This window comes from Streptomyces sp. NPDC030991 (assembly GCF_055571235.1).
The window spans coordinates 1-12684 of record NZ_JBVIFR010000006.1 but is presented as its reverse complement, the minus strand read 5'-3'; the positions used below and the strand labels follow the sequence as shown (position 1 = coordinate 12684).

12 protein-coding genes are annotated in these 12684 nt (G+C 71.3%); 3 read left to right on the top strand and 9 right to left on the bottom strand.

Features of this window, described 5'->3' with window-relative positions; genetic code table 11:
- Positions 1-28 precede the first annotated feature (28 nt).
- The gene (locus tag ACZ45E_RS13260) at positions 29-787 is read left to right on the top strand and encodes an alpha/beta fold hydrolase (RefSeq protein ID WP_468220094.1); all 759 of its coding nucleotides are present in this window, start codon (positions 29-31) and stop codon (positions 785-787) included.
- Between the two features lie 45 nt (positions 788-832).
- Here ACZ45E_RS13260 and ACZ45E_RS13255 read toward each other — a convergent pair whose 3' ends face one another.
- Positions 833-1816: a LysR family transcriptional regulator gene (locus ACZ45E_RS13255; RefSeq protein WP_468220091.1), complete on the bottom strand. Its 984-nt coding sequence runs from the start codon at positions 1814-1816 to the stop codon at positions 833-835.
- 62 nt (positions 1817-1878) lie between these two features.
- Here ACZ45E_RS13255 and ACZ45E_RS13250 point away from each other — a divergent pair, with 62 nt between their 5' ends.
- Together ACZ45E_RS13250 and ACZ45E_RS13245 are read left to right on the top strand one after the other, a co-directional pair.
- On the top strand, positions 1879-3213 hold the full coding sequence (locus tag ACZ45E_RS13250) for an MFS transporter (protein ID WP_468220090.1): 1335 nt from the start codon (positions 1879-1881) through the stop codon (positions 3211-3213).
- Positions 3214-3384: 171 nt separating this feature from the next.
- The gene (locus tag ACZ45E_RS13245) at positions 3385-4365 is read left to right on the top strand and encodes a sigma-70 family RNA polymerase sigma factor (RefSeq protein WP_468220088.1); all 981 of its coding nucleotides are present in this window, start codon (positions 3385-3387) and stop codon (positions 4363-4365) included.
- Here ACZ45E_RS13245 and ACZ45E_RS13240 read toward each other — a convergent pair.
- The 8 genes from ACZ45E_RS13240 to ACZ45E_RS13205 all read right to left on the bottom strand — a co-directional run bounded on the left by ACZ45E_RS13240 (position 4273) and on the right by ACZ45E_RS13205 (position 12430).
- Positions 4273-4656: an STAS domain-containing protein gene (locus ACZ45E_RS13240; RefSeq protein WP_468220085.1), complete on the bottom strand. Its 384-nt coding sequence runs from the start codon at positions 4654-4656 to the stop codon at positions 4273-4275. The two genes, ACZ45E_RS13245 and ACZ45E_RS13240, sit on opposite strands and share 93 nt — an antisense overlap.
- Before the next feature lie 116 nt (positions 4657-4772).
- Positions 4773-5357 (bottom strand): Uma2 family endonuclease, encoded by a 585-nt coding sequence (locus tag ACZ45E_RS13235; protein WP_468220083.1) that lies wholly within the window; start codon positions 5355-5357, stop codon positions 4773-4775.
- A gap of 96 nt (positions 5358-5453) precedes the next feature.
- Positions 5454-6731, bottom strand: coding sequence for a thymidine phosphorylase (locus ACZ45E_RS13230; protein ID WP_468220080.1), 1278 nt, complete (start codon positions 6729-6731; stop codon positions 5454-5456).
- Positions 6732-6782: 51 nt separating this feature from the next.
- A complete protein-coding gene (locus tag ACZ45E_RS13225; protein WP_468220754.1) occupies positions 6783-7172 on the bottom strand; it encodes a cytidine deaminase in 390 nt (129 codons plus the stop codon).
- On the bottom strand, positions 7172-8437 hold the full coding sequence (locus ACZ45E_RS13220; RefSeq protein WP_468220078.1) for an ABC transporter permease: 1266 nt from the start codon (positions 8435-8437) through the stop codon (positions 7172-7174). Before ACZ45E_RS13220 ends, ACZ45E_RS13225 begins: the two co-directional genes overlap by 1 nt.
- The gene (locus ACZ45E_RS13215; RefSeq protein WP_468220077.1) at positions 8434-9561 is read right to left on the bottom strand and encodes an ABC transporter permease; all 1128 of its coding nucleotides are present in this window, start codon (positions 9559-9561) and stop codon (positions 8434-8436) included. Before ACZ45E_RS13215 ends, ACZ45E_RS13220 begins: the two co-directional genes overlap by 4 nt.
- 5 nt (positions 9562-9566) lie before the next feature.
- Positions 9567-11150 carry an ABC transporter ATP-binding protein gene (locus ACZ45E_RS13210; protein WP_468220752.1) on the bottom strand — a complete coding sequence of 528 codons (1584 nt, stop codon included), beginning with the start codon at positions 11148-11150 and terminating at the stop codon, positions 9567-9569.
- A gap of 224 nt (positions 11151-11374) precedes the next feature.
- Positions 11375-12430, bottom strand: coding sequence for a BMP family lipoprotein (locus ACZ45E_RS13205; RefSeq protein ID WP_468220074.1), 1056 nt, complete (start codon positions 12428-12430; stop codon positions 11375-11377).
- Positions 12431-12684 lie beyond the last annotated feature (254 nt).

Genomic DNA, 12684 nt, shown 5'->3' with positions numbered 1-12684 from the left:
ACATCCGCGCTTCTGACACTGTTCTGTCATGCAGCAGCAAGCGACGGCGGTCCGCGAGGCGAGGCTCGGCAAGGCGGTCGGGCCCGTGCCCATGGCGGTCGGCGGCGTGGTGCTGCTGCTGCCCGCGGGCGAGGAGAGGTCCGCCCGCAGACCGTCCCCGCTGGCGGCCCCGGCACTGCGCCCGCTGGCCCGCCGCCTCGCCCGCTCCGGCCGGCCCGAGGGCTTGGTGACGCATGTCGTGCACTACCGCTGCCGCGGCTGGAACGGGGCGCGGGCCGACACCGCGCGGGACGCCGAGTGGGCCGCGGACGAGGTCGTGCGCCGCTACGGCGACGTGCCGATCTGCCTCGCCGGGGTCGACATGGGCGGCCGGGCGGCCCTGCGCTCGGGCGGCCACACGGCCGTCCACTCCGTTCTCGCGCTCGCCCCCTGGCTGCCGGAGGACGACGTCGCCGCCACCCCCGAACCGGTGAAACAGCTCGCCGGGCGGCAGGTGCTGATCGTGCACGGCACCGACGACCGGCGCACCGACCCGGAGCTGTCGTTCCGGTTCGCCGGGCGGGCGAAGAAGGCCAACCGCGACGTGTGCCGCTTCGAGGTGCACTCCGATGGGCACCGGCTCGCACAGCACCGCTCCGAAGTCATGGCGCTGACCGTCGACTTCGCGCTCGGCACCCTGTTCGGCCGGCCGTTCTCCCGCCCCTTGCAGGACGCGCTCGCGGCGCCTCCGCCGCTGGGGCTGCGGATGCCGCTGGCCTCGGGGTTCGGTGAGTCGCTCAACAGGTGACACCCGGGCCGCCGGGGGCGGCGCGCCTCGCCCCCGCGGCGCCGGTCATCCGGTGGACGCCTGCTCGGGCAGGAGCCTCCCGCGCCGTGACAGCAGGAACTTCTTGAACGCCGCCACGGGAGGTGTGTCCGGGTGGCCCTCCAGCCAGGCCACGCCGATCTCGCGGACCGCGCGCTGCCCGGTGACCGTCAGCTCCACCACCCCCGGGCGCGGCACGGCCGGTGGCGGCAGCAGGGCCACGCCGAGGCCCGCGGCGACGAGGCCGCGCAGCGTCTCGGCCTCCTCGCCCTCGAACGCGATCCGGGGCGTGAAGCCCGCCTCCGCGCAGAGGTCGTCGGTGATGCGGCGCAGCCCGTAGCCGGGTTCCAGGGTCACGAAGGACTCCTCTGCGGCCTCCCCGAGCCGGATCCGCTTGCGGGCGGCGAGCCGGTGGTCCTCGGGGACGACGAGGCGCAGCCGCTGCTCGTCGAGGCGGCGGGCGACCAGGCCCGGCGCGTCCGGCACCGGCGAGGTGAGACAGAGGTCGAGCTCACCGGCGCGCAGCCGCTCCAGCATCGCCTCGCCGTAGTTCTGGACGAGGCTGAAGCGGATGCGGGGGTGGTCGGCGCGGAAGGCGCGCAGCAGCCCCGGCACCGTCTCGGTCCCCATGGTGTGCAGGAAGCCGAAGGCGACCTTGCCCGACTCGGGGTCGGCGTCGGCGCGTACCGACTCGGCGGCCTTCTCGACCTCGCCGAGCGCGCGCTCGACCGAGGCGAGGAAGGTGCGGCCCGCGGGGGTGAGGGAGACGGTGCGGCCGTGGCGGGCGAACAGGTCGACGCCCAGGTCGTGTTCGAGCCGCACCATGGCGCGCGACAGCGTCGACTGCGGGACCTGCATCTCGTGCGCGGCGCGGGTGACGTGCTCGGTGCGGGCGACCCCGGCGAAGTAGGCGAGGCGCGGGGCGAGCAGCCGTACGATCTCGTCGCCCGACATGACTTGTGTGTCACTGGTGCGTGACAGTGTCGAGCGTGACCTGTGCTGATGCTCCATGGGAACGATTATGGCGCGTTCATGCATTGGACGCATGAATCATGGAGTTCTACGTTCGGGGCATGCCCGCAGCCAGTAGCCGGGCGATCGCCCCCACCGACGCGATCGCCGCCACCCGTCCCCTCGCCGAGTCCGCCGAGTCCGCTCGGTCTGCCGAGGCCGCTCGGCCTGCCGACACGCGCATGAGCCCGGGCGGGCCCGGCTACCGCCGGATGAGCTTCGCCCTCTTCCTCGCGGGCGTCGCCACCTTCGCGCTGCTCTACTCGACGCAGGCCCTGCTCCCGCTCGTCTCCGGCGACTTCGGGGCGAGCGCGAGCGCGGCGAGCTGGACCGTGTCCGGGGCGACGGGCGCGCTCGCGCTGTGCGTGCTGCCGCTGAGCGCCCTGTCCGAGCGGTTCGGGCGGCGCACGCTGATGACGGCCTCCCTGACGGTGGCCGTCGCGGTCGGCCTGCTCGTCCCCTTCGCCCCCAGCCTCGGCGTACTGATCGGGCTGCGCGTGCTCCAGGGCGCGGCGCTCGCCGGTCTGCCCGCCTCCGCGATGGCCTATCTCGCCGAGGAGGTACGGCCGAAGGCGCTGGTCACGGCCATCGGCCTGTTCGTCGCGGGCAACTCCATCGGCGGCATGAGCGGGCGGGTCATCGGCGGCTGGATCGCGCAGGAGTGGGGGTGGCGGGCGGCCGTCGGCACCATCGGCGTCATCGCGGTGGTGTGCGCCGCCGCGTTCCGGATGCTGCTGCCCGCACCGCGCCACTTCACGCCGGGCTCGCTGCGGCCCCGCGCCCTGGCCAGGACCGTCGGCAGCCATCTCGCCAACCCGTTGCTGCGCCGCCTGTACGTGATCGGCGCGCTGTTCATGCTGGTGTTCGGCGCGGTGTACACGGTGATCGGCTACCGGCTCACGGCCGCCCCCTTCTCCCTGCCGCAGGGCATCGTCGGCTCCATCTTCCTCGTGTACCTCGTCGGCACGGTCTCGTCGGCGGCGGCCGGCAGGCTGGTCGCGCGGCTCGGCCGGCGCGGCACGCTGTACCTGGCCGCGGGCACGACGACCGCGGGCCTGCTCCTCGCCCTGGTCCCGCAACTGCCGGTCGTCCTGCTCGGGTTGGTGCTGATCACGGCGGGCTTCTTCGCCGGGCACGCGACGGCGTCCTCGTCCGTCAGCCACACCGCGACGCACGGCCGGGCGCAGGCGTCCGCGCTCTACCAGTCCGCGTACTACATCGGCTCCAGCGTCGGCTCGGCCGTCGGCGCCGTCGCCTTCCACGCGGGTGGCTGGGCGGGCACGGTGGGGCTGGGCGTCGTGGCCGTGCTCGGGGTCGTCGCGATCACGCTGTGGGGCACGTACGCGGCCCGCGCCCAGGGCCGGCGGACGGCGCCGGGCGCGGTGACCGCGCGGTAGCGGCCTGTCCGAGGCGCGCGCCGGTCTTCGGCCCCGCTACCGGAACCTTCGCTTCACGGGTTGTCTCATCACCCCCGGACCTGCGCCTTTCGCCGGTCCGGGGGCCGATGTCAGTGGGCTGCGGTAGCTTTCGGAGTGCTGGACTCACAGCGGCGATGGGGGCGTTGGACGATGAGTGACACCGCGACGAAGGCCGGACTCGACGACCTGGAGAAGCACCGGGTCGAGCTGACCGGGTACTGCTACCGGATGCTGGGCTCCGCGTTCGAGGCCGAGGACGCCGTGCAGGACACGATGGTGCGTGCCTGGCGCAGCTTCGACAAGTTCGAGGGCCGCTCCTCGCTCCGCTCCTGGCTCTACCGCATCGCGACGAACGTGTGCCTGGACTCGCTGAGCGCGGGGAACAAGCGGGCCCGTCCGATGGACCTGACGGCGGCGGCGCCGCTCGCGCAGGCCGCGCTGACCCCGCGCCCCGACAATGTGTGGCTGGAGCCGATGCCGGACGCCCGCACCCTGCCGACCGTCCACGATCCTGCGGAGGCGGCGGTGGCCCGGGAGTCGGTGCGGCTGGCGTTCGTCGCCGCTCTCCAGCAACTGCCCGCCAAGCAGCGGGCGGTGCTGATCCTGCGCGAGGTCCTCGCGTGGAAGGCGAGCGAGGTCGCCGAGCTCCTCGACACCTCGGTCGCCTCGGTCAACAGCGCGCTCCAGCGGGCCCGTGCGACCCTCGCGGAGGCGCCGCCCGCCGACTCGGCGACGACGAACCCCCTCGACGACGAGCAGCGCAAGCTCCTGGAGCGGTACGTGGCCGCGTTCGAGGGGTACGACATGAAGGCGCTGACCGAGCTGCTCGCCGAGGACGCCGTCATGACGATGCCGCCGTTCGACCTGTGGCTGCGCGGCACGGACGACATCACGGGCTTCATGACGACGATCGGCAGCGAGTGCGAGGGCTCCCGCCTGCTGCCGGTCCTGGCGAACGGGACGCCGGCGTTCGCCCACTACAAGCCGGACCCCGACGGCGACGGGTTCGTTCCCTGGGCGATCCAGGTCCTGGAGATCTCAGACGGCCGGATCGCCGGTTTCCACTGCTTCCTGGATCTCAGCAAGCGATGGTTCCCGCTGTTCGGGGTCCCGGAGCGGCTGCCCGCCTGAGCCGAGCGCCTCGGCGAGCCCGGTGAGCGTCAGCAGCAGGGCGAGTTTCGGGGACGGATCGCGAAGGCGGATCCGTCCTCCCGCCCGGCGGGCCGCGAGCTGCATGCGGGCGAGCGCGTCGACGGTGGCGACATCGGTGCCGGTAACGGCGGAGATGTCGCAGATCGCGGTCGGCCCACCGCCCGGGGCGCTCCGCAGAGCGGCGCGGACACGGTCGCACAACCGAGGGACGTCGCCGGGGCGGATCGGCCCGGCGACGACCACGACAGGAGAGGACGAGGAAGCAGCCACGTAAGGGAAGACCGTGCGCCCGGGCGGAACTCATCGCCGCTTGTGGGCCGCGGCGGCGTGGGCCGCCTCACGTTGCCATGGATCACCGGTGACCGGCGTCGGCGTGGGTGTCGGCGTCAGGGCGCCGGGAACTCGCCCGTGTCGATGGTCAGGTCGAAGGGGGCGGGAAGCGTGAGAGGGTCCCCGAACTTCACGACGCTCAGCGGCCGGTACACGTCCGCCTGCGGTTCACCGAAGAGCGTCGCGGTGGCACCCTCGGGGGCCCAGCGGTCGACCAGCAGGTAGAACGGGATGCCCGCGGCGGCGTAGGCGGCACATTTGCTGACGCGCTCGTTCCGGGCGTTGGACCGTGAGGTGACCTCCACGACCAGTTCGGCCAGCGCCGCCGGGATGTGCGAGTCCGACTCCACGTCTTCCAGCCCCGGCGCCACGAGAAGGTCCGGGATGAGCATTCCCATGCGTGACGGCAGGGCAAGGGCGAGAGTCTGGAAGATTCCCCACTCTGCGGGGATCACGGAATACAGGCGCCGCTGAATGCGCGCCGCGATCAGATTGTGCTGGTAAGCGGGCGAAGGTGACACGGTGATGGTCCCGTCAATGATCTCGACCTTGCTGCCCTCAGGCCATTCCATCTCCGCCCAGAACCGGACCAGTTCGTCCCAGCTCTGTTCGGGGTCATGGCGGACGGTGAGTGCGCTCATGCTGGTCTCCTATCGGTGCGTCACCGAGTACAGCATGCCGAAAACGGGACCGGCGGCAGTCCACCGGTCCCGTTCACCCGTACGGAAAACCGCAGGTCAGGCGATACGTTCCAGCACGATCGGCGCTGCTGAGAAGGGCGTCCCCGCAGGTGCGATGTCGTACGCGCCCTCCAGGGATTCCAGGGCGTAGGCGAACCGCTCGGGTGTCTCCGTGTGCAGGGTCAGGAGGGGCTGGCCCGCCGTGACCGTGTCGCCCGGCTTCGCGTGGAGTTCGACGCCCGCGGCGGCCTGGACCGGGTCCTCCTTGCGGGAGCGGCCCGCGCCGAGGCGCCAGGCGGCGAGGCCGACGCCCATCGCGTCGAGGCGGGTGAGGACGCCCGCGGACGGAGCCGTCACCACGTGCGTCTCGCGGGCCGTGGGCAGTGCGGCGTCCGGGTCGCCGCCCTGGGCCGCGATCATCCGGCGCCACGCGTCCATCGCCGAGCCGTCGGCGAGGGCCTTCGCCGGGTCGGCGTCCTTGAGGCCCGCCGCGTCGAGCATCTCGCGGGCCAGGGCCAGGGTGAGTTCGACGACGTCGGCCGGGCCGCCGCCGGCCAGCACCTCGACGGATTCCCGGACTTCGAGCGCGTTGCCCGCGGTCAGGCCGAGCGGGGTGTTCATGTCCGTCACCAGGGCCACCGTCGGCAGCCCGTGGTCGAGGCCCAACCCGACCATGGTGCGGGCCAGTTCGCGCGCCGAGGCGATGTCCTGCATGAAGGCGCCCGTGCCCACCTTCACGTCCAGAACCAGCGAACCCGTCCCCTCCGCGATCTTCTTCGACATGATCGAGGAGGCGATGAGCGGGATGCAGTCGACGGTCGCGGTGACGTCACGCAGCGCGTAGAGCTTCTTGTCGGCGGGGGCCAGCCCGCTGCCCGGCGCGCAGATGACGGCGCCGACGTCCTTGAGGGTGCGCATCATCTCCTCGTTGGTGATGTTCGCGCGCCAGCCGGGGATCGACTCCAGCTTGTCCAGGGTGCCGCCGGTGTGGCCGAGACCCCGGCCCGAGAGCTGCGGGACGGCCGCGCCGCACGCCGCGACCAGGGGCGCGAGCGGCAGGGTGATCTTGTCGCCGACGCCGCCGGTGGAGTGCTTGTCGGCGGCCGGCCGGGGCAGCACGGAGAAGTCCATCCGCTCCCCGGAGTTGATCATCGCCGCGGTCCAGCGGGCGATCTCCGCGCGGTCCATGCCGTTCAGGTAGATGGCCATGGCCAGTGCCGACATCTGCTCGTCGGCGACCTCGCCGCGCGTGTAGGCGTCGACGACCCAGTCGATCTGCGCGTCGGTGAGCCGTCCGCGGTCCCGCTTCGTCCGTATGACGGAGATGACGTCCATGGCACTCCTCCCGGCCCCGCCGGACCGGCGGGGCCATCAGGTGGTTCCGTTCTAGTTCAGGTGCTCGGGGCCGAACGCGTCCGGCAGCAGGTCCCCGAGCGGGCGCACTCCGGACGCCGTCTCCAGGAGCAGCTCCGCGCCCCCGAACTCGTACAGGAGCTGGCGGCAGCGGCCGCACGGCATCAGGGTCTCGCCCTTGCCGTCGACGCAGGTGAAGTGCGTCAGGCGGCCGCCGCCGGTCAGCTGGAGCTGTGAGATCAGGCCGCACTCGGCGCAGAGGCCGAGCCCGTACGAGGCGTTCTCGACATTGCAGCCCGAGACCGTGCGGCCGTCGTCGACGAGGGCCGCCGCGCCGACCGGGAAGCCCGAGTACGGCGCGTAGGCGCGGGACATGGCCTCGCGGGCCGCCTCCCGCAGCGCTTCCCAGTCGGCTTCGGAGATCACTTGCCCTGGCCCTTCCGGTACGGCTGGCCGTCCGCCTTCGGCATCCGCAGGCGCTGCGCGGAGAAGGAGAGGACGAGCAGCGTGACGACGTACGGCGTGGCGGTGACGAGCTGCGTCGGCACGTCGTCGGTAGTGGCGTACCACGCTGCCATGCCCGCGGCGGCGACGGCGCAGACCACACCGGCGACGTACTTCTTCTTCACCAGCATCCAGACGGCGCCGATCACCAGGAGCAGGGCGACCAGCAGGAGCAGCGCGTGCACGTTCTCGGTGCCGCCGCGCAGCTTGAGGCTGTCGGTGTAGCCGAACAGGCCGGCGCCGAGGGCGAGGCCGCCCGGCATCCAGTTGCCGAAGATCATCGCGGCGAGGCCGATGTACCCCTTACCGGCGGTCTGGCCCTCCAGGTAGAAGGGGTTGGCGACGATCGAGAGGAAGGCGCCGCCGAGTCCGGCGAGGCCGCCGGAGATGATGACCGCCAGGTACTTGTACTTGATCACGTTCACGCCGAGCGACTCGGCGGCGACCGGGTTCTCGCCGCAGGAGCGAAGGCGCAGGCCGAACGCCGTGCGCCACAGCACCCACCAGGTGAGGGGGATGAGCGCGACCGCGATGATCGTCAGCGGGGAGAGGTCCGTGACCAGGCCGCCGAGGAGCCCCGCGAGGTCGGAGACGAAGAACCAGTGCTTCTCGTTCAGGGTCGTCAGCCAGTCGGAGAGACCCGGGACGGTGATCGTGCCGAGCGAGTCGACCGGCGGGGACTGCTTCGTCGTGCCGCCCTCGACGCCCTCGAACGTGAAGTTGGAGAGGTAGCGGGTGGCGCCGAGCGCGAGGATGTTGATGGCCACACCGGAGACGATGTGGTTGACGTTGAAGGTGACGGTGACGGCCGCGTGCAGCAGACCGCCGATGGCGCCGCCGATGATGCCGACGAGCACGCCGACCCAGGGGCCCCACTGGTAACCGGCCCAGGCGCCGAACCACGTGCCGAGGATCAGCATGCCTTCGAGGCCGATGTTGACGACGCCCGCACGCTCGGCCCACAGGCCGCCGAGGCCCGCGAGTCCGATGGGCACGGCGAGCTGGAGGGCCGTCGCCATCTGGCTGACGTTGGTGATGCCGTCCGCGTCGGTGATCAGACGGACGATCGAGGTGAGGGCGAGGACGCCCGCGACGACGAGCATCAGGACGGGCAGGGAGAGGGTGCGGCGGCTGCCGGGTGCGGGCTGCGTCGCCGCCTTCTTGTCGACGGTGACCGTACTCATCGGGCAGCCACCTCCTTCTTGAGTTCGCTGGTGTTCTCACCGGCGGCGGCGGCGAGTTCGATGCCGACCCGGCGCTGCTGGCGGCGCTGACCCCAGACGCGTACGGCCTCGTAGGAGACGACGACGGCGATGGTGATGATGCCCTGCATGATCACCGCGATCTCCTTGTCGTAGCCGCGCAGGTCGAGTTCCTGCGAGGCCTTCTCCAGCCAGGAGATGAGGAGCGCGGCGAAGGCGATACCGACCGGTGAGTTACGGCCGAGCAGGGCGATCGTGATGCCCTGGAAGCCGATGGTGGTCGGGAAGGTCAGGGAGTACGTGTGGGTGTCGCCGAGGAGCAGCGGCAGGCCGGCGAGACCGGCGAGCGCGCCCGAGACGAGCATCGCGGTCAGCACCATGCGCTTGGCGTCGACGCCCGACGCGGCGGCGGCCGACTCGGAGGCGCCGGTGGCGCGCAGGTCGAAGCCGAAGCGGGTGCGGTTGAGGACGAACCAGTACGCGACGCCGAGCAGGGCGGCGATGACGACGAAGCCGTAGATCTCGCCGACGCCCTCGCCCATGCTGATGCCCGGGAACCAGCCGGACTCGTGCATGACGCCGGTCGTCTTGTTGTTGCCGACCTGCACGCCGAAGACGTCGGGCAGGTAGAGGTAGCCGATGACGCTGGACGCGATCGAGTTCAGCATGATCGTCGCGACGACCTCGCTGACCCCGCGGGTCACCTTCAGGATGCCCGCGATACCGGCCCACATGGCGCCGGTCAGCATCGCGACGACGATCAGCAGCGGGATCTGCGCGAAGCCGGGCAGTGCCACCTTCGCGCCGACGATCGCGGCGACGACGGCGGCGAGCCGGTACTGGCCGTCCACCCCGATGTTGAAGAGGTTCATGCGGAAGCCGATGGCGACCGCGAGCGCGGCGAGGTAGTACATGCCGGCCTGGTTGATGATCAGGACCTGCACGTCGGAGAAGGTCGCCTGCTCGAACATGATGCTGTACGGCTCGATCGGGGACTTGCCCGAGGCGAGGAGCACGATCGAGGTCAGGACGACGGCGGTCAGCAGGGCGATGAGCGGCCCCGAGACGCCGAGGAGCAGCCGCTCCTTGTCGAATTTGTTCTTCATGGCCATCAGGACTCGTCCTCCGCCTGCGGCGCCGCGGGCTGCTCGGCGGCGTCTTCTTCTACGTGTTCCAGGTGGCCGGAGGCCGCGCCGGTCATCGCCGAGCCCAACTCCTCCGGGGTGATCGTGGCCGGGTCGGCGTCGGCGACGAGCCGCCCGCGGTAGATCACGCGCAGGGTGTCGGAGAGGCCGATCAGCTCGTCCAGGTCGGCGGAGATCAGCAGCACGGCCAGGCCCTCACGGCGGGCCTCGCGGATCTGGTCCCAGATCTGGGCCTGCGCGCCGACATCGACGCCGCGTGTGGGGTGGGCGGCGATGAGGAAGCGCGGCTTGTGGCTCATCTCGCGGCCGACGATCAGCTTCTGCTGGTTGCCGCCGGACAGGGATGCGGCGGTGACGTCGATGCCGGGGGTGCGGACGTCGTACTCCTCGACGATGCGGCGGGTGTCCGCCTGCGCCGCCTTGAGGTCGAGCAGGACGCCGCGCGCGTTCGGCTTCTCGGTGACGTGGCCGAGGATCCGGTTCTCCCACAGCGGGGACTCCAGGAGCAGGCCGTGCCGGTGGCGGTCCTCGGGGATGTACCCGATGCCCTGCTCGCGGCGCTTGCGGGTGGCCCAGGAGGTGATCTCCTTGTCGGCCAGCTCGATGGTGCCGGAGTCGGCGCCCTTGAGGCCGATGAGCGCCTCGATCAGCTCGGTCTGGCCGTTGCCCTCGACGCCCGCGAGGCCCAGGACCTCACCGGCGTGGATGGTGAAGGAGATGTCGTCGAGCAGCGGCCGGCCGCCCTCGGCGTCGAGCCGGAGGCCCTTGACGGTGAGCACCGGCCGGTCGGTGACGGTCGACTCGGCGGTCTCGGGCGTGGGCAGTTCGGAGCCGACCATCAGCTCGGCGAGCTGGCGGGGCGTGGTCTCGGCGGGGACGGCCGTGCCGACCGTGGTGCCGCGCCGGATGACGGTGATCTCGTCGGCCACGGAGAGGACTTCGCCGAGCTTGTGCGAGATGAAGATGACGGAGAGGCCCTCGGCCTTGAGCTCGCGCAGGTTGTCGAAGAGCGCGTCGACCTCCTGCGGCACGAGCACGGCGGTCGGCTCGTCGAGGATCAGGGTGGTGGCGCCGCGGTAGAGCACCTTGAGGATCTCCACGCGCTGCCGGTCGGCGACGCCGAGGTCCTCGACGAGGACGTCCGGGCGCACACCGAGGCCGTACCGCTCGGATATCTCGATGATCTTGCGGCGGGCCCTGGCGCCGATCCCGTACAGCTTCTCGCTGCCGAGCGCCACGTTCTCCAGGACCGTGAGGTTGTCGGCGAGCATGAAGTGCTGGTGGACCATGCCGATACCGCGCGCGATGGCGTCGGCGGGCGAGGAGTACGAGACGGCCTCGCCGTCGATCGCGATGGTGCCCTCGTCCGGCTTCTGCATGCCGTAGAGGATCTTCATCAGCGTCGACTTGCCCGCACCGTTCTCACCGACGAGTGCGTGCACGGTGCCCTTGCGGACGGCGAGGTGGATGTCATGGTTGGCGACGACGCCGGGGAAGCGTTTGGTGATGCCGGTCAGTTCGACGGCCGGCGGGCTGCTGGACGCGGTGATGGCGCACTCTCCTGGGAGACGGGGGCCTTCTACACGCGTAGAGCCCCTACGGCAGTACGAAGTGGACGCGAGCCGGTCAATTCGGGCGGATCGCACGCGCGTTGTGCGGCCCGCCCGACGAGGAGGCCCGCCCGACACGGGAGGCGGCCCCGCCGCGAACGGGGTGCGGTCCCGCCTCGTCCCCGAGACTTCCCGCACCCCGTTCCCCACTCATGTCCGCGTGGTTACGGCTTGCTCTTGACCTTGATCTTGCCGCTGGTGATGCCCGTCTCGGCAGCCTTCAGCGCCTTCTGCATCGCATCGTTACCGGAGAACTTCGGGTTCGAGTCGGCCAGACCGACCTCGCCCGACTTGAGGTCACCGGTGATGACGCCGGTCTCGGGCTTGCCATCCTGGACCGACTTGGCCAGGTTGTACACGGCCGCTGCCACATTCTTCGTGGCCGAGGTCAGGATGTGGTCCTTGTACTTGGCCAGCGGCTTCTGGCTGTACTGGTCGGAGTCGACACCGATCGCCCAGACCTTCGCGGAGGCGGCGGCCTCGATGACGCCCTGACCGGAGAGACCGGCCGCGTGGTAGACCACGTCGGCGCCCTTCTCGATCTGCGCCTCCGCGGCCGTCCTGCCCTTGTCGGGGCTGGAGAAGCCACCCTCGTCGGCGGTCTCGGTCAGGTACTGCGTGACCACCTTGGCCTTGCTGTTGGTGGCCTTCACGCCCTGGACGTAACCGGCCTCGAACTTGTGGATGAGCGGCACGTCCACACCGCCCACGAAGCCCACCGTGTTCGACTTGGTCGCCTTGGCCGCCGCGACACCGGCCAGGTAGGAGGCCTCCTGCTCGCTGAAGACGAGGTCCGCGACGTTGTCCGCCTTGACCTGCGAGTCGTCCACGACGCCGAAGGTGGTCTTCGGGTACTTCGCGGCGGCGGCCTTCACGGCCGGCGCGTAGGCGAAGCCGATACCGACGACCGGGTTGTACCCGGACTTGGCAAGCGACACCAGACGCGCGGTCTTGTCCGCGTCCGTCTCACCGTCGGTGGGCTCCTGGTCCTCACCCTTGTAGCCGAACTCGTCCTCGGCCTTCTTCATGCCCTGGTACGCGGCGTCGTTGAACGACTGGTCGCCGCGGCCGCCGACGTCGTACGCGATGGCGATGCCCTTGGACTTGCCGCCGTTCTCCTTGCTTGCGGCGTCGCTGGAGGTGCCGCCACAGGCGGACAGGGAAGCGGCGAGAGCAACGGTCGCAGTGCCTGCGAGCGCTATTCGGGAAACCCGGCGCATGGGATGAGCTCCTTGTGTACAAGCACCGACGACGGACCGGACGGCGCTGGCTTCGCCGCAGATTAACGCGCGTAGAACGCGCATTGAACCCCCACCGGCAGACCGTTATCCGTCCGTACTGAAAGCAGCCGGAAGCGATCTTGTACGGACATACGGGCGCGGGGGGGGGGGGGGGGGGGGGGGGGGGGGGGGGGGGGGGGGGGGGGGGGGGGGGGGGGGGGGGGGGGGGGGGGGGGGGGGGGGGGGGGGGGGGG